The following is a 23,580-nucleotide window of genomic DNA, read 5'->3' on the forward strand; positions in this document are numbered from 1 at the left end:
ATGGACAGACGCAGCTTCAACCGCCGTGTGATGCTGGGCGGCGCGGCCGTCGCGACATCGTTGTCTCTCGGTCCCGAGTCCGCTGTCGGCGCGCCCGAGGCACTGGCCGGGACGGCACCGGCCGGCGGCGAGGTGAGACGCGTCAAGCTGTACGCGGAGAAGCTCGCCGACGGGCAGATGGGCTACGGCCTCGAGAAGGGCGGGGCGACGATCCCGGGTCCGCTGATCGAGCTCAACGAGGGCGACACGCTCCACATCGAGTTCGAGAACACGATGGACGTGCCGGTGAGCCTCCACGTCCACGGGCTGGACTACGAGATCTCCAGCGACGGCACGAAGATGAACAACAGCCACGTGGAGCCCGGCGGCACCCGCACCTACACCTGGCGTACGCACGCCCCGGGCCGCCGCAAGGACGGCACCTGGCGGGCCGGCAGCGCGGGCTACTGGCACTACCACGACCACGTGGTGGGCACCGAGCACGGCACCGGCGGCATCCGCAAGGGCCTGTACGGGCCGGTGATCGTGCGCCGCAAGGGAGACGTGCTGCCCGACAAGACGTACACGATCGTCTTCAACGACATGACGATCAACAACAGGCCCGCGCACACCGGCCCCGACTTCGAGGCCACGGTGGGGGACCGCGTCGAGTTCGTGATGATCACGCACGGCGAGTACTACCACACGTTCCACATGCACGGTCACCGCTGGGCGGACAACCGTACCGGCATGCTCACCGGACCCGACGACCCGAGTCAGGTGATCGACAACAAGATCGTCGGCCCGGCGGACTCCTTCGGCTTCCAGGTGATCGCGGGGGAGGGGGTCGGCGCCGGGGCGTGGATGTACCACTGCCACGTGCAGAGCCACTCCGACATGGGCATGGTCGGGATGTTCCTGGTGAAGAAGCCGGACGGCACGATCCCGGGCCATGATCCGCACGAGCACTGACCGGCTCCTTCTCGTTTCCGCACCGGTGATCCGCTTCGGCGGGCGGCGGTGGCGTGGCCGCGCGTTTCCGTTCCCGGAGAGCGCTCTCACGTCGCCGTCCGCCCGGCGCTATCCTGAGCGGCAGCCGCCGAGAACGAGCAGGAGCCCCGAAGTGAGCGAGACAGCGCCGCGTCCTACGCTGGAGGCCGTGGCCGCGCGGGCCGGGGTCTCGCGGGCCACCGTGTCCCGGGTGGTCAACGGCGCGGCGGGAGTACGGGAAAGCCTGGTGGAGCGGGTCCGGCGGGCCGTGGAGGAACTCGGCTACGTCCCGAACCAGGCCGCCCGCAGCCTGGTGACCCGGCGGCACGACGCCGTCGCCGTCGTCATCGCCGAACCGGAGGCCCGGGTCTTCGCCGACCCCTACTTCGCCCTGCAACTGCGCGGCATCAGCAAGGAGTTGACGGCCCAGGACAACCAGCTGGTGCTGCTGCTCACCGAGGGCCGCGACGACCACGCACGGGTGGCGCGCTACCTCTCCGGCGGGCACGTGGACGGGGCGCTGGTCTTCTCGCTGCACCTCGACGACCCCCTGCCCGGGCTGATCCAGCGCGCCGGGATCCCGACCGTGTTCGGCGGCCGGCCCGGCTGGAGCGACGGCAGCGGCGCGGTCGTGTACGTCGACAGCGACAACCGGGGCGGTGCCCGGGAGGCCGTGCGCCACCTGATCGGGCTGGGCCGCAGCCGCGTCGCCCACATCACGGGCCCGCTCGACCAGACGTCGGCGGTCGACCGGCTCGCCGGGTTCCGGGACGTGATGGTCGACGCCGACCCGCGGCTGATCGCCGAGGCCGACTTCACGCCGGCGGGCGGCGAGCGGGCCATGCGGGACCTGCTGGAGCGCTGCCCGGACCTGGACGCGGTGTTCGCAGCGAACGACCTGACCGCCGCCGGTGCCCTGCGGGTGCTGCGCGAGCACGGGCGGAGGGTGCCCGACGACGTCGCGGTGATCGGCTTCGACGACATGCTGGCGGTCGCCGAACAGGCCGATCCGGCGCTTACGACGGTGCGTCAGGACATAGAGGAGATGGGCCGGTTGATGGCGCGGCTGCTGCTGCGCGGCCTGGACCGCGACGAGTCGGCCGGGTCCGTGGGCGGCGCGCCGTCGAGCGTGATCCTGCCGACGACGCTGGTACGGCGCGCTTCCGCGTAGGCGTTGCCGGGCGGGGCCTCCAACGGGCGGAGCGGCCGGAGTGACGCCTGCCGGGTGGGGTGGCGCGTACCGGGTGGGGCGATGCCTGCCGGATGGAGTGACGCCTGCCGGGGGGGGGGCGATGTCTGCCGGGTGGGGTGGCGTGTACCAGGCGGGCGACGCCTGCCGGATGGAGTGGCGCCTGCCAGGCGGGGCGATGCCTTCCGGGCGGGGTGCGCCTGTCGGGTGGGTGTCAAATGCCGATCGGGAAGCTGCGGTTGGCACATGCCGCCAGAAGTCGCGTGGTGCGGCGCGCCGCCGTGCTTCGGCTTGCGCGCCGCGCGACGATCGGGGTGGCCGGAGGCCCTGTGTCCGGCGTTGAGCGGTCGTTGATCGAACGTTTTTCGCGGCACGGCACGATCGCCCTCATGCACATCGAGACGATCACCCCGGCCGACACCGCCTGGCAGGAGCGGGCTCTGTGCGCGCAGACGGGGGCCGACTTCTTCTTTCCCGAGCCGGGCAGTTCCGTGCGCGAGGCGAAGCGCATCTGCGGCATGTGCGAGATGCGCTCCGCGTGCCTGGACTACGCGCTGAACAACGACGAACGCTTCGGCGTGTGGGGCGGCCTGTCGGAGAAGGAACGCCTGGAACTCAGGCGCACCGGCCGCTGACCCGCCGGGCCGGCCCCGCCCCGTACGCCGCCGTACGGTCGTGTCAGGCGCTCGCGCGGGCTGCCATGCGGGCCTTGCGGGCGGCGAGCTTCTCGTCGAACTTGGACGCCTCGGAGTCCAGGCCGTCCATGTACAGACCCAGCTCCTCCTGCGCCTTGAGGCCCTCGGGGCCGAGCCCGTCGATCTCCATGATCTTCAGGAAGCGCAGCACCGGCTGCAGCACGTCGTCGTGGTGGATCCGCAGGTTGTAGACCTCGCCGATCGCCATCTGCGCCGCCGCCCGCTCGAAGCCGGGGATGCCGTGGCCGGGCATGCGGAAGTCGACCACGACGTCCCGCACGGCCTGCATCGTCAGGTCGGGGGCGAGCTCGAAGGCGGCCTTCAGCAGGTTGCGGTAGAAGACCATGTGCAGGTTCTCGTCGGTCGCGATGCGCGCCAGCATGCGGTCGCAGACCGGGTCGCCGGACTGGTGGCCGGTGTTGCGGTGCGAGATGCGGGTCGCGAGTTCCTGGAAGGCTACGTAGGCGACCGAGTGCAGCATGGAGTGGCGGTTGTCGGACTCGAAGCCCTCGCTCATGTGCGCCATGCGGAACTCTTCCAGCTTGTCGGGGTCGACGGCGCGCGAGGTGAGCAGGTAGTCCCGCATCACGATGCCGTGCCGGCCCTCCTCGGCGGTCCAGCGGTGCACCCAGGTGCCCCAGGCGCCGTCGCGGCCGAACAGCGAGGCGATCTCGTGGTGGTAGCTGGGCAGGTTGTCCTCGGTGAGCAGGTTGACCACGAGGGCGATGCGGCCGATCTCGGTGACCTTCGACTGCTCCTTCTCCCAGGCCTCGCCGTCCTCGAAGAGGCCGGGGAAGTTGCGGCCGTCGGTCCACGGGACGTACTCGTGCGGCATCCAGTCCTTGGCGACCTGGAGATGCCGGTTGAGTTCCTTCTCGACCACTTCCTCCAGGGCGTACAACAGCTGGGCGTCGGTCCAGGCGCCGGCGGGGCTGCCGAGATGGGGAGTGGTGATCGTCATGAAGGCTCCATGGGACTGCTGAGCGGAATACGGGAACCTACGCAATCGTAGGCTACGTTTCCGTAGGTTACGAGGCCGTAGGTTAAGTGTGGCGTAAAGGCCGCTGATCAACCGGGTCGTGTCCCGGCATACGGATGGCCGCCGCCCGGCCGTTCCCGGGTACGGCACGGCCCCCGACCCGCAGGCCGGGGGCCGAACCGCACGTTCCGCTCACCGGGTCAGGCGTACAGCTCCCGCAGTCGCACCGAGAGGCATGTCACACAGCCCTCCAGCTTCTCGAACTCGCCGATGTCCACCACGACCGGCTCGTGGCCGAGGTCGGCGAACAGCTCCGCCGTCTTCGGGGCGCTCGCGGCCATCAGCAGTTTGCCGCCGCCGAGCAGCACGACGTGCGCGCCGGACTCCTCGGGCACCGGCAGGAACCGCGGGAACAGCGACGGCACGTCCATCTTCGGGATGTGCCCGACGACCGTGCCGTCCGGCAGCGCCGTGACCGCCGACTTCAGGTGCAGCACCTTGGTCACGGGCACGGCGACGACCCGCGCCCCCAGCGGTTCGAAGGCGGCCCGCAGCTGCTGCACCCCGGCGGCGTTGGTGCGCCCGCCGCGGCCGACGTAGATCGTGTCGCCGATCTTCAGCACGTCGCCGCCGTCCAGCGTGCCGGGCTCCCAGACCCAGTTGACCGAGCAGCCCAGGCGGGCCACGGCCTCCTCGACGCCGGCGGTCTCGGCGCGCCGGGACTCGGCGCCGGAACGGGCGATCAGCGCGACGTTCTTGTACATGACGACCGTGTCCTCGACGAAGACGGCGTCGGGGCAGTCGTCGGCCGGGTCGACCTCGATCGTCTCCCAGCCGTTGTCGCGCAGCGCCCGCGTGTATCCCTCCCACTGCTCGACGGCGAGATCGACGTCGATCTTCTCCCGGTCGATGTGCGTCACCAGACCTTCGGCGAGGCGCGGGCCGGGGCGGCGGACGAGGGCCTTCTTGCTGGGCACGGGGGCATCTCCGGATCGAGGACTTGCTGGTGGGGCCATCATGCGGCACCGGCGGCAGCGGGGCGCACCCGGCCTGCCGTCGGGCGCCGCCGGCGGTCACGGGGGCGCCCGCGAGGCCGTCGTGCGCCGCGCGTGCGCCCTGTGCGCCATTGGCGGCCATCATGCCCGCCGACCGGGTGGGACAAAACCCTCGGGACCGGGTGGGACGAAACCCTTGGGACCGGGTGGGGCAAAACCCTTGGGGCCGGGTCGGACGAGACCCTCGGGACTGGGTCGGACGAAACCCTCGGGACTGGGTCGGACGAAACCCTCGGGACCGGGCCGGGCAGGGCAAACCCTCGTGGCCGGGCCGGGCAAACCCTCACGACCGGGCCGTGGCCCTCCTGAGGTGCTCCGCGGTGAACGAGTCCCGGCAGGCGAGCAACTGCCGCGGTGTCCCCTCGAAGACCACCCGCCCGCCGTCGCGCCCGCCGTCCGGCCCCAGGTCGATCACGTGGTCGGCGTGCGCGACCACGTCGAGGTTGTGCTCGACGACCACGACGGTGTTGCCGGCGTCGACGAGCCGGTCCAGCAGGGCGAGCAGCGCGTCGACGTCCGACATGTGCAGCCCGGTCGTCGGCTCGTCCAGCACGTACACGGCGCCGGTGCGGTGCAGCCGGGTGGCGAGCTTGATCCGCTGGCGCTCCCCGCCGGACAGCGTCGACAGCGGCTGCCCGAGCGTGAGGTAGGTCAGCCCGACGTCGCACAGGGCGCCCAGCCGACGCCGTACGGCCTCGTCGTCGAGAACGTCGAGGGCCCGTGCCGCGGTCATCTCCAGCACGTCGGCGACGGAGTGCCCGTCGACGGTGAGCCGCAGCACCTCCTCCCTGAAGCGCCGTCCCTCGCAGTCGTGGCAGGTCGTGGTGACGGGGTCCATGAAGGCGAGGTCGGTGTGGATGACCCCGCGGCCCCCGCAGGTGGCGCAGGCGCCGGTGGAGTTGAAGCTGAAGAGTCCGGGCGCGGCGCCGGTCTCCCGCGCGAAGATCTTCCGCACCGTGTCCATGATCCCGACGTACGTCGCCGGGGTGGACCGCGCGGAGATCCCGACCGAGGACTGGTCCACGACCACGGCGTCCGGGTGGGCGTCGGTGAATTCGGCGACCAGCGTGGACTTGCCCGACCCGGCGACCCCGGTCACCGCGGTGAGCACGCCGGCCGGGAACTCGACGGTGACGTCCCGCAGGTTGTGCCGGTCGGCGCCCTTGACCCACAGCCCGCCGGTGGGGGTGCGGACCTCGTCCTTGACGGTGGTGCGGCGGCCCAGGCACCGCCCGGTCGGGGTGCCGGACGCGGCCAGTTCGCGTGGGGTGCCCTCGAAGACGACGCGGCCGCCGTCCGTGCCGGCGCCGGGGCCCATGTCGACGACGTGGTCGGCGAGCGCGATCACGTCGGGGTCGTGCTCGACCACCAGCACGGTGTTGCCCTTGTCGCGCAGCCGGAGCAGGAGTTCGCCGAGGCGGCCCACGTCGCGCGGGTGCAGTCCGACGCTGGGCTCGTCGAAGATGTACGTCATCCCGGTCAGGCTGGAGCCCAGGTGCCGCACCGTCTTCAGCCGCTGCCCCTCGCCGCCCGACAGGGTGGTGGTCTCGCGGTCCAGGCTGAGGTAGCCGAGGCCGATCGCGTCGATGCGCTCCAGCGCCGCGACGGCCGCCCCGGCGATCGGCCGGGCCACCGGGTCGTCGATGCCGCGCAGCACCTCGATCAAGTCCGTGACCTGCATGCGGGTGCAGTCGGCGATGGACAGCCCGCGGATGCGGGTCGCGAGCGCCGCCGCGTTCAGGCGGGCGCCCCGGCAGCCCGGGCAGACGCCCTCCAGGAGGTGGGCGCGCACCAGGTCGCGGGTCTTCTCGCTCATCGCGGACAGGTCCCGCTTGAGGTAGAGCCGTTCGAAGCGGTCGGCGAGGCCCTCGTACTCGGTGGTCCAGGTGCCCCCGGTGGCGTGGACGGTGACCTTGCTGCCGGGCCGCCCCCGCATGAGGAACTCCCGTTCGGCGGCGGTGAACTCGCGCACCGGCTTGTGCGGGTCCAGGTCGGTGGTGCCGGTGTACGCCTGTCCCTGCCAGGTGCCCGGCGCGAACGGCGGGAAGCGGACCGCCCCCTCGGCCAGGGAGAGGTCCTCGTCCAGGATGCGGCCCCAGTCGGGGCGCACCGTCCGGCCGAGCCCGTCGCACTCGGGGCACATGCCCGAGGGGTCGTTGAAGGAGTACGCGGTCGCCGGGCCGGCGCTCGGGGTGCCGTGCCGCGAGAACAGCACCCTGAGCACCGGGTGGACGTCCGTCATCGTGCCGACCGTGGACCGGGAGTGGCCGCCGACCGGCCGCTGGTCGACGACGATCGCGGGGGAGAGGTCCTCCAGGGACTCCGCGTGCGGCCGCTCGTACTTGGGCAGCCGGTTGCGCACGAACCAGGTGAACGTCTCGTTCAGCTGGCGCCGCGACTCCACCGCGATCGTGTCGAACACGACCGAGGACTTCCCCGACCCCGAAACGCCGGTGAACACGGTCAGCCGGCCCTTCGGGATGCGCAGGGAGACGTCCTTCAGGTTGTTCTCCCGGGCTCCGGTGATGGTGATGAACTCGCTCATGCCGGGGACGTTAGGAGGTAATCCCGACAGCCTCTGGCGTGATTTCTGTGAGCTCACCGTCCAGTTCCAGCCAGCGCGTGATGCCGAGCGACGCCAGGAACGGCAGGTCGTGACTGGCCACCACCAGTGCGCCCTCGTAGGACTCCAGGGCCGTGGTGAGCTGCCGGACGCTCGCCATGTCGAGGTTGTTCGTCGGCTCGTCCAGCATCAGCAGTTGCGGCGCGGGCTCGGCCAGCATCAGCGCGGCCAGCGTCGCCCGGAAGCGTTCGCCGCCGGACAGCGTGCCGGCCTGCTGGTCGGCGCGGGCGCCCCGGAACAGGAAGCGGGCGAGGCGCGCCCTGATCCGGTTGTTGGTGGCGCCCGGCGCGAACCGCGCCACGTTCTCCGCGACGGTCAGCCCGCCGTCGAGCACGTCGAGGCGCTGCGGCAGGAACCGCAGCGGGACGTGCGCGACCGCCTCGCCCGACACCGGTTCCAGTTCCCCGGCGATCGTGCGCAGCAGCGTGGTCTTGCCCGCGCCGTTGCGCCCGATCAGCGCGACCCGCTCCGGGCCACGCAGCTCGAAGGCGCCCGCCACCCGTGCCCCGTACACCAGCTCCAGGTCCCTGAGCGCGAGGACGTCGCGGCCCGGCGGCACGGCCGTGTACGGCAGGTCGACACGGATCTCGTCGTCGTCGCGCACGGCCTCCGCCGCCTCGTCGAGCCGCTCCTTGGCCTCGGCGAGTCTCTCCTCGTGCATGATGCGGTGCTTGCCCGCGGATTCCTGCGCCGCGCGCTTGCGCGCCCCCATGACGATTTTCGGCTCGCGTTTCTGGTCCCACATCTTCTGTCCGTACCGCTTGCGGCGGGCCAGTTTGACCTGGGCGTCGGCCAGTTCGCGCTTCTGCTTGCGCAGGTCGGCCTCGGCGACGCGCACCTTGCGTTCGGCGGCGTCCTGCTCGGCGGCGAGGGCGGCCTCGTACGCGGAGTAGTTCCCGCCGTACCAGGCGACCTCCCCGGCGCGCAGGTCGGCGATCTGGTCGACGAGTTCCAGCAGCTCGCGATCGTGGCTGACCACGATCAGCACGCCCGGCCAGGACTGGACGGCCGCGTACAGCCGCCGGCGGGCGTACAGGTCGAGGTTGTTCGTCGGCTCGTCCAGCAGCAGCACGTCCGGTCGGCGCAGCAGGAGCGCGGCCAGCCTGAGCAGCACGGACTCGCCGCCGGACACCTCGCCGACGGTGCGGTCGAGCCCGATGCGGCCGAGGCCGAGCTCGCCGAGCGTGGCCAGGGCGCGCTCCTCGACGTCCCAGTCGTCGCCGACGGTCTCGAAGTGTTCCTCGGCGACGTCGCCCGCCTCGATGGCGTGCAGCGCGGCCCGCTTCGCCGCGATGCCGAGCGTCTCGTCGACGCGCTGCGCCGTGTCGAGCGTGACGTTCTGCGGCAGGTGGCCGACCTCGCCGGTGACGCGGACGGTGCCGTCGGCCGGAGTGAGCTCCCCGGCGATCAGCTTCAACAGGGTGGATTTTCCCGAGCCGTTGACGCCGACGAGGCCGGTGCGGCCGGCGCCGAACGCGACGTCGAGGCCCTCGAAGACGGGCGTGCCGTCGGGCCAGGCGAAGGACAGGGAGGTACAGGTGACGAAAGTGGACATGCGGCCTCGCGGTTGCTTGGTGCGGTCAGGGGCAATCGCGTATCGAGACACCGCGAGGCACGACCGGCAGCCGGGAGGGAAGACGAGGGCATGGGAAAAGCCCTGTTCCGCAAGGACGGCTCGAACGCCGAGGTCGCACACGACGCACACCCCGCGGGGTGTGACACGGTGTCTCAGGACCTCAGACGAGCAACGTCCTTCTCCAATCGGCGGCAACAGGACCGCTGCAACCGTACGAAGGGGGCCGTCGGGGTGTCAACGCGATTTCACGCCGTCGGCCGCACGGCCCGAGGAGGCCCCGTGTTCCACGGATCGCTCGCCCTGCCCGCCCGGCTCCAGCTCCTGGCGCGCGACGTCACGGAACCGCGGCCCGCGCGGCACCTGGTGCGGGCCGGCGCCCTCACCGAGCTGGCCCGTCGCCGGCTCCTCGTCGACGACGACGGCATCGCCACCCCGGCCGACCTGGACTCCGCCACCGGCGACGCCGTCCTCGACGGCCTGCTGGAACTCGTCCGCGAGTCCCTGCCGCACGGATGGCGCGCCTGGGTGACGCTGCACGCCCGGATCACCGCGGACGCCGTACGGGAGCAGCTGGTCGCGGAGGGGTTCGTGCGCGCGGAACGGCACCGGGTGCTGGGGCTGTTCCCGTCCGTGGAGTACACGTCTGCCAGGGCCGCCGACGTGGCCGCGCTGCGCGACCACGCCCGCCGGCTCCTCGAGGGTGGCCTGCCGGCCGCGGAGGTCCCCGAGACGGACGCGGCGCTCGTCGCCCTCGCCGCCGCCGCGCAGCCGCGCGTCCTCGTGCCGGACGGTGACCTCACCCGCCACGCGCACCGGCTCCGGGAGCTGACCGGGCGGGCGGCCTCGGCGCCCGGCCTGCGGCCCGTACTGCCCGAACTGTGCGCGGCCCTGACGTCACAGCCGGTGCCGTCGGCGCGCTGACGGCACCGGCAGCGACGGGTCAGGCGTCGCGCATCAGCTCCGCCAGGTCCTCGTCCAGGCCGAGATGGCGGTGCTCCAGGCCGACGGGGACGAGTTCGCCCGTCGCGTCCAGGAACCGGCGCACGTCACCCGAACGGACGTGCACGACGGCCGTTCCCTCGGGGGCGTGGAACTCCAGCACGGTGCGGTCGTAGCCGTAGGGGCGGACCCGGACGTCGCCGTGGCCCTCGGGCGCGCACAGCCCGGCGGCGAGCAGCTCGCGCGCGAAGGTCCAGCAGACCTCCACGCCCTCCAGGGTGGCCGGGGCCGGGAACGTCATGCGGACGGCGAACGGGTCGCGCCGGTCGTAGTGCAGCGTGGCGGGAATGCTCGGCATGCGGGGCGCGGCGGCCACGAGACGGGCCTCCACGAGCTGCTCGATGACGATGGACAACGCCTTGCTCCTTGTGACGGCTGGCAGGACTCCCGGGCGGACGGGCCGTGCACTGGATGAGACGACGGAATGCTTCAATCCGTGCACAGGGTGGGCGAGTGACCTCTGTCACCGCCTTCATGCGCGGCGTCCGCCGTCCTCTTCCGGCCCGCCCCGCACGGCAGTTGGGCCCCGCCCGCGAGCTGCCCGTACGCTCGTCGTCACCATGACGACCGTACGCATTCCCGCGGGGTGGCCCGCGACCGAGGAAGAGGCCCGCGCCGTGCAGGACGAACTGCGCGAGCGGGTGGTGCTCGACGAGCCGGGCCCGCCGCCCGGCACGGGTCACGTCACCGGAGTCGACGTCGCCTACGACGACGAACGGGACGTCGTCGCCGCGGCGGCCGTCGTCCTCGACGCGGCCACCCTCGACGTCGTCGGCGAGGCCACCGCCGTCGGCCGGATCTCCTTCCCGTACGTGCCGGGCCTGCTCGCCTTCCGCGAGATCCCCACCGTGCTGGCCGCCCTCGACGCCCTGCCCCGCCCGCCCGGCCTGGTCGTCTGCGACGGCTACGGGCTCGCCCACCCGCGCCGCTTCGGCCTCGCGAGCCACCTCGGCGTCCTCACGGGGCTGCCCACCATCGGCGTCGCCAAGAACCCCTTCGCCTTCACGTACGACGACCCGGCCGCGCCGCGCGGCAGCCGGTCCGCGCTGCTCGCCGGAGCCGAGGAGGTCGGCAGCGCGCTGCGCACCCGGGACGGCGTGAAGCCGGTCTTCGTCTCCGTCGGCCACCGCACGAGCCTCGACAACGCCTGCGCCCACACCCTGGCGCTCACCCCGTCCTACCGCCTGCCGGAGACCACCCGCAGGGCGGACGCCCTGTGCCGCGCGGCACTGCGGCGGGCGACCGGGGCGACCGGGGCGACGGAGGCGTCCGGGGCGACCGGTGCGCCCGGGGCGTCCGGGATCTGAGTACGTCCTCTGAGTACCCGCGCGGATACGGCGGCGGGGGCCCGCCCGGCAGGCTTGCGGGCATGACAACGCACCGCGCCCCCAAGCCCGTTGCCCACCCCAGCCAGACCGTCGAGCGGGCGGTCAGCGCCGCGCTGGTCCTCGCCGCGCTGGCCGGACTCGCCTGGATCGCGGGGATGATCTACACCGTCGCGGTGTGGTGACGGGGGCGGCCCGCCGGTGACCTCTCGGGCTTGACGCCCGTCACCGCTCGGCACGGGCCCCGCCACCGCCCGCCACCGCCCGTCACCGCTCGGCGACGACCCGGAAGCGGATCCCGGCCGCGCGCAGCCGCTCGGTCAGCGCGTCGCCCATCGCCACCGCCGTCGTGACCTGACCGGAGGTCGGCGGCAGATCGTCGAACGCCAGGGACAGCGCCGACTCGGCGAACATCTTCGCGGTCTCCCCGTACCCGGGGTCACCGCCCGCGACCTCCGTGAACACCCGCCGGCCGCCGCCCTCGCCGACGAACCGCACGGTGAACCAGCTCTTGGCCCGCTTCTGAGGCCCCGGGCCCTCGCCCGGCTTGATCCGGTCGGACAACCAGCGCCGGGCGGGCGGCAGTTGGGCCGCCGCGAACAGTCCGCCGACGGCCGCCACGCCGCCCACTGCGACGGGCAGGTGCCGCACCGCCGCGTAGTGCCGGTAGCGGAAGTCGGGGCCGTAGCGCTCCAGAGCCCTCGCCGAACGCCGCACGATCTGCGGGTCGATCGTCGGCAGCGGCAGTGCCCACGCGCCGACCGACGGGGCGAAGTGCGGCGTGCCCGTCGGCGCCGACGCCCGCCGCCCCACCAGCCGCGGCTCGTGGCGGCGCCGCTCCAGCGCGGCGCCGCGCATGCCGCGCACGCGCGCGAACTGGTTGAGGGCGGAGGCGAACGTGCCGCCGGAGAACGCCGCGTCGGCGGTCACGAAGCCCTCCACGCTCAGCGGCACGCCCTGCGGCAACTGCCGCACGGTGAAGTACACGCCCAGGTCGTGCGGCACGGAGTCGAACCCGCACGCGTGCACGAGACGCGCACCGGTCTCCCGCGCGCGTGCGTCGTGCCGGACGTACATCAGGTCCACGAACTCCGGCTCGCCCGAGAGGTCCAGATAGTCGGCGCCGGTGTCCGCGCAGGCGGCGACCAGTTCCTCCCCGTACGTCACGTACGGGCCCACGGTCGTCGCCACCACGCGCGCGTGCTCGGCGAGCCGGCGCAGCGAGCCCGGGTCCGATACGTCGGCGCGCAGCACACCCGGTTCCGAGCCGCCGCCCAGCCGCTCCCGCAGCCGCCGCAACCGCTCCTCGTCACGCCCGGCGATCGCCCACCGCAGCCCTTCGGGAGCGTGCGCGGCGAGATACTCCGCGGTGAGCGTCCCGACGAATCCGGTGGCCCCGAAGAGCACGACGTCGTACGGCCGCTCGGCCCTGTTCAGCCTGCTCATGACACCCCTCGCTCCGCAGCACACCGTTGGCCGCCGGCCGAGGTTAGCAATCCCAGCCCGCTTCGCAATCCCACCCTGCTTGGCGATCCCGGTCCGCCCGGCACCCCAGCCCGCCCGGCATCCCGGCCTGCCCGGCATCCCAGCCCGTCCGGCGTTTGAGGACGAGGCGCGAAGCGCCGAAGGGGGGTTCGGGGGGCACAGCCCCCGGACGGCCACCCGGAGTACGCTCACTACAAACAGCTAAGCGCCCGCTTGCCCACCCCTTGTGCCAACCGACGGACGTCCATAGCATCGCCGGTGTTACATCACTTGTGTCACAGTCGACCAGGGGGCGCGATGACCGCCGCACCATCACCCGCGCACGGCCCGCTCACCGGCGTGCGCGTGGTCGAGCTGGCCGGCATCGGGCCCGGCCCGTTCGCCGCGATGCTCCTCGGCGACCTCGGCGCCGACGTCGTACGCGTGGACCGCCCCGGCGGGCCCGGACTCGCCCTCGACCCCGACCACGACGTCACCAACCGCAACAAGCGCTCGGTCGTCGTCGACCTGAAGGCGCCCGACGGCCCGGCCCGCGTCCTCGACCTCGCCGAACGCGCCGACATCCTCATAGAGGGCTACCGCCCCGGCGTCGCCGAACGGCTCGGCGTCGGCCCCGCCGACTGCCACGCCCGCAACCCCGCGCTGGTCTACGGCCGGATGACCGGCTGGGGCCAGCAGGGCCCCCTCGCGCACCGCGCCGGGCACGACATCGGCTACATCGCGCTCACCGGGGCCCTCGGCATGACCGGCGCCCCCGGCAGCCCGCCGCCCGTCGCGGCCAACCTCCTCGGGGACTACGCGGGCGGCGCCCTCTACCTCGCCGTCGGCGCCCTCGCCGCCCTGCACCACGCGCGCGCGACCGGCGCCGGGCAGGTCGTGGACGCCGCCATCGTCGACGGCACCGCCCACCTGTCCACGATGCTGCACGGCATGCTCGCCGCCGGCGCCTGGCAGGACCGCCGCTCGGCCAACCTCCTGGACGGCGCGGCCCCCTTCTACGGCACGTACGAGACGGCCGACGGCCGCTACATGGCGGTCGGCGCCCTGGAGGACCGGTTCTACGACGAGTTCCGCGAGCTGCTCGGCCTGCCGGACACCGCCCCGGACCGGACGGACGTCACCCGCTGGGGTGAACTGCGCGAGGCGGTCGCGGCCCGCTTCAAGAGCCGTACCCGCGACGAGTGGACGGCCGTCTTCGAGGGCTCCGACGCGTGCGTGGCGCCGGTGCTGTCACTGCGGGAGGCCCCGCACCACCCGCACCTGGCGGCCCGCGGCACGTTCACCGGCCACGGCGGCATCACCCAGCCCGCCCCCGCGCCCCGCTTCTCCGCCACCCCCACCACCGTCCGCTCCGGACCCGCCCGGCCGGGCGACGGCGCGGCGGAGGTGGCCCGCGACTGGGACGTGCCCTCAGTCGACCCCGACCGCCCCTGACCCGCTCGGCCAAACCCTCCTGGAAAGGCGTACCTGTGAGCACCGAAGCGTACGTGTACGACGCGATCCGCACCCCGCGCGGTCGCGGCAAGGCGAACGGCGCCCTGCACGGCACGAAGCCCGTGGACCTCGTCGTGGGCCTCATGCACGAGATCCGCGCCCGCTTCCCGGACCTGGACCCGGCGGCCATCGACGACGTCGTGCTCGGTGTCGTCGGCCCGGTCGGCGACCAGGGCTCCGACATCGCCCGCATCGCCGCGATCGCCGCCGGACTGCCCGACACGGTCGCCGGCGTGCAGGAGAACCGCTTCTGCGCGTCGGGCCTCGAAGCCGTCAACATGGCTGCCGCCAAGGTCCGTTCGGGCTGGGAGGACCTCGTCCTCGCGGGCGGCGTCGAGTCGATGTCGCGCGTGCCGATGGCCTCCGACGGCGGCGCCTGGTTCAACGACCCGATGACGAACCTCGCCACCAACTTCGTGCCGCAGGGCATCGGCGCCGACCTGATCGCCACCATCGAGGGCTTCTCCCGGCGCGACGTGGACGAGTACGCGGCGCTGTCGCAGGAGCGCGCGGCCACCGCCTGGAAGGAGAACCGCTTCGAGCGGTCCGTCGTCCCGGTGAAGGACCGCAGCGGCCTCGTCGTCCTCGACCACGACGAGCACATGCGGCCCGGCACCACCGCCGACTCCCTCGGGAAGCTCAAGCCGTCCTTCGCGGACATCGGCGAACTCGGCGGCTTCGACGCCGTCGCGCTGCAGAAGTACCACTGGGTGGAGAGGATCGACCACGTCCACCACGCGGGCAACTCCTCCGGCATCGTGGACGGCGCCGCCCTCGTCGCCATCGGCTCCAAGGAGGCGGGGGAGCGGAACGGCCTCACGCCGCGCGCGCGGATCGTCTCCGCCGCCGTGTCCGGATCCGAGCCCACCATCATGCTCACCGGACCCGCCCCCGCCGCCCGCAAGGCGCTCGCCAAGGCCGGCCTCACCATGGACGACATCGACCTGGTGGAAATCAACGAGGCGTTCGCCGCGGTCGTGCTGCGGTTCGTGAAGGACATGGACCTGCCCCTGGACAAGGTCAACGTCAACGGCGGCGCCATCGCCCTCGGTCACCCGCTCGGCGCGACCGGCGCCATGATCCTCGGCACGCTCGTGGACGAACTGGAGCGCCAGGACAAGCGGTTCGGCCTCGCCACGCTGTGCGTCGGCGGCGGCATGGGCATCGCCACCATCGTCGAGCGCGTCTGAACCTCCCCGCGGACCACGAGACTTCCGAGACCTCTACGGAGACCCCTGCCATGACCGAGAGCACCACGATCCGCTGGGAACAGGACGACACGGGTGTCGTCACCCTCGTCCTCGACGACCCGAACCAGTCCGCGAACACCATGAACCAGGCGTTCCGGGAGTCGCTCGCCGCGATCACCGACCGCCTGGAGGCCGAGAAGGACTCCGTCCGGGGCGTCATCGTCACCTCCGCCAAGAAGACCTTCTTCGCCGGCGGCGACCTGCGCGACCTGATCCGCGTCACCCCCGAGACCGCCCAGGACCTCTTCGACGGCGGCATGGCCATCAAGCGCAACCTGCGCCGCATCGAGACCCTCGGCAAGCCCGTCGTCGCCGCCATCAACGGCGCGGCCCTCGGCGGCGGTTACGAGATCGCCCTCGCCTGCCACCACCGGATCGCCCTCGACGCGCCCGGCTCCAAGATCGGCTGCCCCGAGGTCACCCTCGGCCTGCTGCCCGGAGGCGGCGGCGTCGTCCGCACCGTGCGCATGCTCGGCATCACCGACGCGCTGCTGAAGGTGCTCCTCCAGGGCACCCAGTACAACCCGCGCCGTGCCCTCGACAACGGTCTCGTGGACGACGTCGCCGAGACCCGCGACGAACTCCTCGCCAAGGCCCGCGCGTTCATCGACGCCAACCCCGAGTCCCAGCAGCCCTGGGACAGGCCGGGCCACCGCATCCCCGGCGGCACCCCGTCGAACCCGAAGTTCGCCGCCAACCTGCCCGCGTTCCCGGCCAACCTGCGCAAGCAGACCAACGGCGCGCCCTACCCGGCACCGCGCAACATCATGGCCGCCGCCGTCGAGGGCGCCCAGGTCGACTTCGAGACCGCGCAGGTCATCGAGGCCCGCTACTTCGTCGAACTCGCCGCCGGGCAGACGTCGAAGAACATGATCCAGGCGTTCTTCTTCGACCTCCAGGCCGTCAACTCCGGCGCCAACCGCCCGAAGGGCGTCGAGCCCCGCAAGGTCAGCAAGGTCGCCGTCCTCGGCGCCGGGATGATGGGCGCCGGCATCGCCTACTCGTGCGCCCGCGCCGGCATCGACGTCGTCCTCAAGGACGTCTCCGCCGAGGCCGCCGCCAAGGGCAAGGGCTACTCGGAGAAGCTCTGCGCCAAGGCCGTCGCCAAGGGCCGCACCACGCAAGCGAAGGCCGACGCGCTCCTCGCCCGCATCACGCCCACCGCGGACCCGCAGGACCTCGCCGGCTGCGACGCCGTCATCGAGGCCGTGTTCGAGGACACCGCCCTCAAGCACAAGGTGTTCCAGGAGATCCAGCACGTCGTCGCCCCCGACGCGCTGCTGTGCTCCAACACCTCCACGCTGCCCATCACCGTCCTCGCCGAAGGCGTCGAGCGGCAGGGCGACTTCATCGGGCTGCACTTCTTCTCGCCCGTCGACAAGATGCCGCTCGTGGAGATCATCAAGGGCGAGCGCACCGGCGACGAGGCCCTCGCCCGCGCCTTCGACCTGGTCCGGCAGATCAACAAGACGCCGATCGTGGTCAACGACTCGCGCGGCTTCTTCACCTCCCGCGTCATCGGCCACTTCATCAACGAGGGCGTCGCCATGGTCGGCGAGGGCATCGAACCGGCCTCCGTCGAGCAGGCCGCCGCCCAGGCCGGCTACCCGGCCAAGGTCCTCTCCCTCATGGACGAGCTGACGCTCACCCTGCCGCGCAAGATCCGCGCCGAGTCCAAGCGGGCCGTCGAGGAGGCGGGCGGCACCTGGCAGACGCACCCCGCCGAGGCGGTCGTGGACCGCATGGTCGACGAGTTCGGCCGCACCGGCCGCAGCGGCGGCGCCGGCTTCTACGACTACGACGACAGCGGAAAGCGCGCCGGCCTGTGGCCCGGCCTGCGTGAGCACTTCACGAAGCCCGGCCACACCATCCCCTTCGAGGACATGCAGGAACGCATGCTGTTCTCGGAGGCCCTGGACACCGTCCGCCTGCTGGAGGAGGGGGTGCTCACGTCGGTCGCCGACGCCAACATCGGCTCCATCCTGGGCATCGGCTTCCCCGGCTGGACCGGCGGCGTCCTGCAGTACATCAACGGCTACGAGGGCGGCCTGCCCGGCTTCGTGGCACGCGCGCGTGAACTCGCCGACCGGTACGGCGAGCGGTTCACGCCGCCCGCGCTGCTGGTGGAGAAGGCGGACAAGGGCGAGACGTTCTCCGACTGACCCGCCACCCGCGGGACGGCTCTCGGCCGTCCCGCGGGCCGGTCACCGGTCCACCCAGGCCCGCAGCTCCTCCCGCAGCGACCGCTGGAACGCGGTGAGCAGCGCCTGCACCACGATCGGCTGCATGTGGGCCGACAGCGACCGCACGTCCCGCGCGGCCCGCTCCGACGTCTCGCCGCGCAGCAACTGCGACAGCTCGTGCGCGGCGGCACGCGCGTGCTCCGTGAGAACGGTCCGCGCGGCGAGGATCGACTCCTGCGACAGCGGTACGTCCAGCAACTGCACGCCGAGGCGCAGCAGGCCCGAGTCGACGCGGAAGTCGTCGCCGTCGCGCGTGACGACGTCCATCGCCACCAGCCGCTCCACGTCGCCGTCGTCCAGCGGCCGTCCGGCCCGCCGCCGCAACTCCTCCAGCGACACGGTCGCCACCGAGTCGGGCGCCCACGAGGCCACCACCGCCCGGTGGATGGCGAGGTCGTCGGCGCTCAGGTCCGCCGGCAACTGCTCCAGATAGCGTTCGATCCCGGCCAGGGTCATGCCCTGCGCCTGCAACTCCTCGATGAGGGCGAGCCGCGCCAGGTGCTCCCTGCCGTAGCGCCCCACCCGGCGCGGGCCGAGGACCGGCGGCGGCAGGAGGCCGCGCGTGCCGTAGAAGCGGACGGTGCGGACCGTGACGCCGGACCGCGCGGCCAGCTCGTCGATCGTGAGGGTCGGCTGCTCGGTGTCGGTCGTCATGTGCAGCAGTATCACTGTCTCACCAGAACTGTGAAACCCTCCGGCGCCGTGTGAGATGTCCCGCTCTATGACGTACCCCACCGCCTACCAGGGCGTTTGTCGGGGAAGGTGGCCCCGTGGTCTGTGCCCGCACCCAGGGGCGCCGGCCATGACACGTCAGGAAACCCGGGGGAGACCCGCCCGGGCGGCACCAGAGAGCAGAACCACCCGTGAGCAAGGACGCCGTGGACACGGCACAGGCCGCGACCCGCACCGGGGCGGCCCGAACGCCCGCGGACGCGGGCGACGCCGGTTACAGCAAGGACCTCAAGGCCCGCCACGTCAACATGATCGCCATCGGAGGCGCGATCGGCACCGGCCTCTTCCTGGGCGCCGGAGGACGCCTCCACTCCGCGGGCCCGGCGCTCGCGCTCGCCTACCTCGTGTGCGGCGTCTTCGCGTTCTTCGTGGTCCGCGCCCTCGGCGAACTCGTCCTGTACCGCCCCTCCTCGGGCTCCTTCGTGTCGTACGCGCGCGAGTTCCTCGGCGAGAAGGGCGCGTACGTCGCCGGCTGGATGTACTTCCTGAACTGGTCGACGACGGGCATCGCCGACATCACCGCGATCGCGCTGTACACGCACTACTGGAGCCTGTTCACCGACATCCCGCAATGGGTGCTGGCGCTGGCCGCCCTCGCGGTCGTGCTCGCCGTGAACCTGATCTCCGTGAAGATCTTCGGCGAGCTGGAGTTCTGGTTCGCGATCATCAAGGTGGCCACACTCGTCGCGTTCATGCTGATCGGCGTCTTCCTGCTGGCGACCCGGCACGAGGTGGGCGGCGGCACCCCCGGCCTGAGCGTCATCACCGACAACGGCGGGGTCTTCCCGCACGGCGTGATGCCGGTCGTCCTCGTCATGCAGGGCGTGATCTTCGCCTACGCCGCGCTGGAGCTGGTCGGCGTCGCGGCGGGCGAGACCGCCGAGCCGGAGAAGGTCGTCCCGCGCGCGGTGAACTCGATCATGTGGCGCGTGGGCCTGTTCTACGTCGGCTCCGTGGTCCTCCTCGCGCTGCTGCTCCCGGGGTCGGTGTACTCGGCCGACCAGAGCCCCTTCGTGACGGTCCTGTCGAAGATCGGCGTCCCGGCGGCCGGCGACGTGATGAACCTGGTGGTGCTGACCGCGGCCATGTCGTCGCTGAACTCGGGCCTGTACTCCACAGGCCGCATCCTGCGCTCCATGGCGATGGCCGGCTCGGCCCCGAGGTTCACCGCCGTGATGAACCGCAGCCAGGTCCCCTACGGCGGCATCCTGCTCACCTGCGCGGTGTGCGTGCTCGGCGTCGGCCTCAACTACCTCATGCCGGCCCAGGCCTTCGAGATCGTGCTGAACGTCGCCTCGCTCGGCATCATCAGCACGTGGGTGATCATCATGATCTGCCACCTCGTCTTCGTCCGCCGCGCCCGGGCGGGCGAGCTCACCCGCCCGGCGTTCCGCCTGCCGGGCAGCCCGGTCACGGAGATCGTGACGATCGCGTTCCTGGTGGCGGTCCTCGGCCTGATGGGGAACGACCCCGAGGTCGGCCGCAAGACTTTGCTGCTCGTGCCGGTGATCGCGGTGATGCTGGTCGTCGGCTGGTACGGGGTGCGGCGACGCGTCGCCAGGACGGCGGACCGCGAGCTGACGGAACTGACGAAACGGGACGTTTCCTGACGTAACGTCAGGGCGGCTGTCCATCGGCCCTCTTCTTTGCGCCAGTTGACCGATGTACCGTCCGCGCATGCCGATACGCACGCGCTTCACGATCTGGAGAACGCTCGCGACGGCGGCCACGGCCGCGCTGCTGGCCACCGCCCTGACCACCCCCACCACCGCCTCGGCCGCCCCCGCACCGGCGCTCGCCTCCACCCCGCCCGAGAGCCGCCCCGTCCACTCGTACGACAACGCTGTCCGCGAGGCCGTCTGGGTCGACACCGGCCTGGACGGGGACGGCGACGGGCGCGGCGACCGCGTCGCCGTCGACATCGTCCGGCCCCGGGAACCCGCCCGGCAGGGCCGCAAGGTCCCCGTCATCATGGACGCCAGCCCGTACTACGCCTGTTGCGGACGCGGCAACGAGAGCCAGAAGAAGACGTACGACGCGGACGGCGACGTCGTGCAGATGCCTCTGTACTACGACAACTACTTCGTGCCGCGCGGCTACGCCGTCGTCGGGGTCGACCTCGCCGGCACCAACCGCTCCGACGGCTGCGTCGACGTCGGCGGCCGCTCCGACATCCAGTCCGCGAAGGCGGTCGTCGACTGGCTCAACGGCCGCGGCAGGGCGTACACCACCCGCACCGGCACCGACCGTGCCAAGGCCTCCTGGACCAACGGCCGCACCGGCATGATCGGCAAGAGCTGGGACGGCACCATCGCCAACGGCGTCGCCGCGACCGGCGTGGAGGGCCTGGAGACGATCGTCCCGATCGCCGCCATCTCCTCCTGGTACGACTACTACTTCGCCAAGGGCGCCCCGCTGTACGACTCCGGCCCCGACTGGCTGTCGCACTACGTCAACAGCCCCGACGCGCGCGCCAAGTGCGCCGCCGTGCAGCGCGGCCTCGTCGAAGGCGCGCCCCGCACGGGCGACTGGACGCCGCTGTGGACCGAACGCGACTACACGCGGGCCGCGAGCAAGGTGAAGGCCAGCGTGTTCCTCGTCCACGGTATGCAGGATCTCAACGTCCGTATGCAGCACGTCGGTCCCTGGTGGGACGCCCTCGCCCGGCACGGCGTCGAGCGCAAGATCTGGCTCTCCCAGACCGGCCACGTCGACCCGTTCGACTTCCGCCGCGCCACCTGGGTCGAGACCCTGCACCGCTGGTTCGACCACCAACTCCTCGGCCACGACAACGGCATCGACCGCGAGCCGATGGCCGACATCGAGCGGAGCCCCGACCAGTGGGTCACCTCGAAGCAGTGGCCCCCGCGCGGCACCGACGCCGTGAACCTGCGCCCTGCCCCCGGCGACCGCCCCGGCGTCGGCACCCTCGGCCTCGCCCCGGCCACCGGCACCGAGACGTTCACCGACGACCCGGCGCACGGCGAGACCGACTGGGCCGCGCACATCGACCGGTCCACGCCCGACAAGGCCGGCTTCACCACCGCGCCCCTCTCCCGTGACCTGCGCGTCGCGGGTTCCTCCCGGCTCACCGTCACCGTGACCCCGAGCACGCCGACCGCCCACCTGTCCGCCGTTCTCGTGGACCTCGGCCCCGACACGATCCGCGACTACGCCTCCGACGGCGAGGGCATCACCACGCTCACCGACCGCACCTGCTGGGGCGCGAGCACCACCGGCGACAGCGCCTGCTTCAAGGAGACCCGCGCGAAGACCGCCGACGTCGACTACACGATCGTCAGCCGCGGCTGGGCCGACCTCGGCAACCACGCCTCCGACCGGGGCGCCCCGCTCACCCCGGGCCGCCCCTACACCCTCACCCTCGACCTGGCCGCCACCGACCACGTCGTCCCCGCGGGCCACCGCCTCGCGCTGATCGTCGGCGGCACGGACCAGGGCCTCATCGACCCGCCCGCCGACACCCCGACGCTGACGGTGGACCTGTCCCGCACCTCGGCGCGCGTACCGTTCACCGGCGGCGCGGCGGCCTTCGCCCGCGCCACCGCCGGCGGGCCGGCCGCCGCACCCGCGCCCACCGCCCTGGACGGCGTGCCCGAACCCCGCACCACCCACCGCGTCCCGGAGGGAGCCCGGTGAACCGTCTCCGCGCCCTGACCCTGATCACGGCGGCCCTCGCCGCGTCCCTGGTGGCGACACCGGCGACCGCGAACGGCACCCCGCCCCGCACCGGTTTCGAGCGCACCGACGGCGCCCGCTGGACGACCCAGCCCGAGGAGTGGGAGTTCCTCGCCGCCGTAGACCGGGCGAGCGCCCGCGTGTCCGTCGACCGCGCCGGCACGACCGAGCAGGGCCGCCCGGTCCAGCTCGTCCGGATCGGCACGAGCCCCGCGCCGAACACGGTGCTGCTCGTGTGCAGCCAGCACGGCGACGAGCCCTCCGGCCGCGAGGCGTGCCTGACGACCGTCCGCGACCTGGCGTTCGCGCGGGACACGGGCACCCGCCGTTTCCTGGAGCGCACCACGGTGCTCGTCGTGCCCACCGCCAACCCCGACGGCCGCGCCGCCGGCACCCGGGGCAACGGCGACGGCGTGGACGTCAACCGCGACCACGTCGCGCTGCGGACGGCCGAGGGCCGGGCCCTGGCCGCCGTCGTCCGGGACCACGCCCCCGACATCGTGTACGACCTGCACGAGTACGGCGCCACACCCCCGTACTACGACAAGGACCTCTTCGACCTGTGGCCGCGCAACCTGAACGCGCACCCGGCCGTGCACGACGAGGCCGCCACGCTCTCCCAGGAGTACGTCCGTCCCGCCGCCGGGGCCGCCGGCCACTCCACCGGCACCTACGGGATCTGGACCGACCCGGCCACCGGCGACCCGATCCGCCAGGTCGCAGGTGACGGACAAGAACGTATTCTTCGCAATATGTCCGGCATCAAGCATGCGGTGGGCCTGCTCATCGAGAGCCGCGTCGACGCCCTCACGGAGGCCGAGCGGGCCGACGAGGCGCTCAACAACCGGCGCCGCGTGACGTCCCAGCTCGCCGCCCTCGACGGCCTGTTCGGGTTCGCGAACGAACGGCGCGGCCGGGTCGAGGCGGCCACGGGCGCGGCCCGGACAGCGGGCCTCGCCGACACCGGCCCCGTGTACCTCGGCGGCGCCGACAACGACCCCGCCGAACCGGCCGAGGTGATCCAGGACCCGCCCTGCGCCTACCGCCTCGACGCCGCCCAGTACGCGGAATTCGGCGACGAACTGGCACTTCACGGTGTTCGCGCGACGCAGGACGGGGAAGGCGCCCGGGTACCGCTGCGTCAGCCGATGCGCGCGCTCGTCCCCCTGCTGCTGGACGGGAGGGCGGCGTATCACTTGACGACCGGTGAACCGGACACGAACTGCTGAAGAGGTGAGAACGGCGGCACTTGTGGTAGCAGCGTATCGAG

The 23,580-nt window shown here is 72.5% G+C and carries 19 protein-coding genes; 12 read left to right on the top strand and 7 right to left on the bottom strand.

The window, feature by feature from the left end:
* From ACZ7D7_RS16250 to ACZ7D7_RS16260, 3 genes are all read left to right on the top strand, one after another.
* The gene (locus ACZ7D7_RS16250) at positions 1–951 is read left to right on the top strand and encodes a multicopper oxidase domain-containing protein (RefSeq protein ID WP_470824942.1); all 951 of its coding nucleotides are present in this window, start codon (positions 1–3) and stop codon (positions 949–951) included.
* Between the two features lie 151 nt (positions 952–1,102).
* Positions 1,103–2,140: a LacI family DNA-binding transcriptional regulator gene (locus ACZ7D7_RS16255; protein ID WP_470824943.1), complete on the top strand. Its 1,038-nt coding sequence runs from the start codon at positions 1,103–1,105 to the stop codon at positions 2,138–2,140.
* A 407-nt stretch (positions 2,141–2,547) separates the two neighbouring features.
* Complete coding sequence (locus ACZ7D7_RS16260) at positions 2,548–2,793, top strand: WhiB family transcriptional regulator (protein WP_470825339.1); 246 nt, start codon at positions 2,548–2,550, stop codon at positions 2,791–2,793.
* Between the two features lie 43 nt (positions 2,794–2,836).
* On the opposite strand, the gene ACZ7D7_RS16265 is transcribed toward ACZ7D7_RS16260, so the two are convergent.
* From ACZ7D7_RS16265 to ACZ7D7_RS16280, 4 genes are all read right to left on the bottom strand, one after another.
* Positions 2,837–3,814, bottom strand: a complete 978-nt coding sequence (locus ACZ7D7_RS16265) for an acyl-ACP desaturase (RefSeq protein ID WP_470824945.1) — start codon at positions 3,812–3,814, stop codon at positions 2,837–2,839.
* A gap of 218 nt (positions 3,815–4,032) precedes the next feature.
* Positions 4,033–4,809, bottom strand: a complete 777-nt coding sequence (gene ddaH / locus ACZ7D7_RS16270; protein ID WP_470824946.1) for a dimethylargininase — start codon at positions 4,807–4,809, stop codon at positions 4,033–4,035.
* A 361-nt stretch (positions 4,810–5,170) separates the two neighbouring features.
* Positions 5,171–7,432, bottom strand: coding sequence for an ATP-binding cassette domain-containing protein (locus ACZ7D7_RS16275; RefSeq protein WP_470824947.1), 2,262 nt, complete (start codon positions 7,430–7,432; stop codon positions 5,171–5,173).
* Between the two features lie 10 nt (positions 7,433–7,442).
* The gene (locus tag ACZ7D7_RS16280; RefSeq protein ID WP_470824949.1) at positions 7,443–9,065 is read right to left on the bottom strand and encodes an ABC-F family ATP-binding cassette domain-containing protein; all 1,623 of its coding nucleotides are present in this window, start codon (positions 9,063–9,065) and stop codon (positions 7,443–7,445) included.
* Between the two features lie 300 nt (positions 9,066–9,365).
* Between ACZ7D7_RS16280 and ACZ7D7_RS16285 the strand changes: the two genes are divergently transcribed.
* A complete protein-coding gene (locus tag ACZ7D7_RS16285) occupies positions 9,366–10,007 on the top strand; it encodes a GOLPH3/VPS74 family protein (protein ID WP_470824950.1) in 642 nt (213 codons plus the stop codon).
* A 19-nt stretch (positions 10,008–10,026) separates the two neighbouring features.
* Here ACZ7D7_RS16285 and ssgD read toward each other — a convergent pair whose 3' ends face one another.
* Complete coding sequence (gene ssgD / locus ACZ7D7_RS16290) at positions 10,027–10,440, bottom strand: spore wall synthesis regulator SsgD (protein ID WP_470824951.1); 414 nt, start codon at positions 10,438–10,440, stop codon at positions 10,027–10,029.
* Positions 10,441–10,645: 205 nt separating this feature from the next.
* On the opposite strand from ssgD, the gene ACZ7D7_RS16295 reads away from it, so the two are divergent.
* Both ACZ7D7_RS16295 and mmpA read left to right on the top strand, forming a co-directional pair.
* Entirely contained in the window at positions 10,646–11,392 is a 747-nt protein-coding gene (locus ACZ7D7_RS16295) for an endonuclease V (protein WP_470824953.1), read from the top strand.
* 62 nt (positions 11,393–11,454) lie between these two features.
* Positions 11,455–11,595 carry a morphogenic membrane protein MmpA gene (gene mmpA / locus ACZ7D7_RS16300; protein ID WP_470824954.1) on the top strand — a complete coding sequence of 47 codons (141 nt, stop codon included), beginning with the start codon at positions 11,455–11,457 and terminating at the stop codon, positions 11,593–11,595.
* Between the two features lie 82 nt (positions 11,596–11,677).
* Here the strand turns inward: mmpA and ACZ7D7_RS16305 are convergent, their stop codons facing one another.
* Entirely contained in the window at positions 11,678–12,856 is a 1,179-nt protein-coding gene (locus ACZ7D7_RS16305) for a saccharopine dehydrogenase family protein (RefSeq protein ID WP_470824955.1), read from the bottom strand.
* A gap of 336 nt (positions 12,857–13,192) precedes the next feature.
* Here ACZ7D7_RS16305 and ACZ7D7_RS16310 point away from each other — a divergent pair, with 336 nt between their 5' ends.
* The 3 genes from ACZ7D7_RS16310 to ACZ7D7_RS16320 are packed head-to-tail and all read left to right on the top strand — an operon-like array spanning position 13,193 to position 17,801.
* Positions 13,193–14,329, top strand: coding sequence for a CaiB/BaiF CoA transferase family protein (locus ACZ7D7_RS16310; RefSeq protein ID WP_470824956.1), 1,137 nt, complete (start codon positions 13,193–13,195; stop codon positions 14,327–14,329).
* Between the two features lie 35 nt (positions 14,330–14,364).
* Positions 14,365–15,579, top strand: coding sequence for an acetyl-CoA C-acetyltransferase (locus ACZ7D7_RS16315; RefSeq protein WP_470824957.1), 1,215 nt, complete (start codon positions 14,365–14,367; stop codon positions 15,577–15,579).
* Between the two features lie 50 nt (positions 15,580–15,629).
* Positions 15,630–17,801, top strand: coding sequence for a 3-hydroxyacyl-CoA dehydrogenase NAD-binding domain-containing protein (locus tag ACZ7D7_RS16320; RefSeq protein ID WP_470824958.1), 2,172 nt, complete (start codon positions 15,630–15,632; stop codon positions 17,799–17,801).
* 42 nt (positions 17,802–17,843) lie between these two features.
* Here the strand turns inward: ACZ7D7_RS16320 and ACZ7D7_RS16325 are convergent, their stop codons facing one another.
* Positions 17,844–18,536 carry a MerR family transcriptional regulator gene (locus tag ACZ7D7_RS16325; protein ID WP_470824960.1) on the bottom strand — a complete coding sequence of 231 codons (693 nt, stop codon included), beginning with the start codon at positions 18,534–18,536 and terminating at the stop codon, positions 17,844–17,846.
* A gap of 209 nt (positions 18,537–18,745) precedes the next feature.
* On the opposite strand from ACZ7D7_RS16325, the gene ACZ7D7_RS16330 reads away from it, so the two are divergent.
* From ACZ7D7_RS16330 to ACZ7D7_RS16340, 3 genes are all read left to right on the top strand, one after another.
* Complete coding sequence (locus ACZ7D7_RS16330) at positions 18,746–20,224, top strand: amino acid permease (protein ID WP_470824962.1); 1,479 nt, start codon at positions 18,746–18,748, stop codon at positions 20,222–20,224.
* Between the two features lie 67 nt (positions 20,225–20,291).
* Positions 20,292–22,271 (top strand): Xaa-Pro dipeptidyl-peptidase, encoded by a 1,980-nt coding sequence (locus tag ACZ7D7_RS16335; RefSeq protein WP_470824963.1) that lies wholly within the window; start codon positions 20,292–20,294, stop codon positions 22,269–22,271.
* On the top strand, positions 22,268–23,539 hold the full coding sequence (locus ACZ7D7_RS16340; protein WP_470824964.1) for a M14 family metallopeptidase: 1,272 nt from the start codon (positions 22,268–22,270) through the stop codon (positions 23,537–23,539). Before ACZ7D7_RS16335 ends, ACZ7D7_RS16340 begins: the two co-directional genes overlap by 4 nt.
* The last annotated feature ends 41 nt before the right edge of the window (positions 23,540–23,580 follow it).

It is taken from the genome of Streptomyces sp. NPDC037054, from assembly GCF_055606745.1.

Excerpts from the sequence above, each read along its gene's own strand:
- ACZ7D7_RS16275 (WP_470824947.1), bottom strand. The coding sequence starts at position 7,432 with ATGAGCGAGTTCATCACCATCACCGGAGCCCGGGAGAACAACCTGAAG.
- ACZ7D7_RS16260 (WP_470825339.1), top strand. The coding sequence starts at position 2,548 with ATGCACATCGAGACGATCACCCCGGCCGACACCGCCTGGCAGGAGCGG.
- ACZ7D7_RS16335 (WP_470824963.1), top strand. The coding sequence starts at position 20,292 with ATGCCGATACGCACGCGCTTCACGATCTGGAGAACGCTCGCGACGGCG.
- ACZ7D7_RS16310 (WP_470824956.1), top strand. The coding sequence starts at position 13,193 with ATGACCGCCGCACCATCACCCGCGCACGGCCCGCTCACCGGCGTGCGC.
- ACZ7D7_RS16250 (WP_470824942.1), top strand. The coding sequence starts at position 1 with ATGGACAGACGCAGCTTCAACCGCCGTGTGATGCTGGGCGGCGCGGCC.
- ACZ7D7_RS16325 (WP_470824960.1), bottom strand. The coding sequence starts at position 18,536 with ATGACGACCGACACCGAGCAGCCGACCCTCACGATCGACGAGCTGGCC.
- ACZ7D7_RS16295 (WP_470824953.1), top strand. The coding sequence starts at position 10,646 with ATGACGACCGTACGCATTCCCGCGGGGTGGCCCGCGACCGAGGAAGAG.
- mmpA (WP_470824954.1), top strand. The coding sequence starts at position 11,455 with ATGACAACGCACCGCGCCCCCAAGCCCGTTGCCCACCCCAGCCAGACC.
- ACZ7D7_RS16305 (WP_470824955.1), bottom strand. The coding sequence starts at position 12,856 with ATGAGCAGGCTGAACAGGGCCGAGCGGCCGTACGACGTCGTGCTCTTC.
- ACZ7D7_RS16265 (WP_470824945.1), bottom strand. The coding sequence starts at position 3,814 with ATGACGATCACCACTCCCCATCTCGGCAGCCCCGCCGGCGCCTGGACC.
- ACZ7D7_RS16320 (WP_470824958.1), top strand. The coding sequence starts at position 15,630 with ATGACCGAGAGCACCACGATCCGCTGGGAACAGGACGACACGGGTGTC.
- ACZ7D7_RS16280 (WP_470824949.1), bottom strand. The coding sequence starts at position 9,065 with ATGTCCACTTTCGTCACCTGTACCTCCCTGTCCTTCGCCTGGCCCGAC.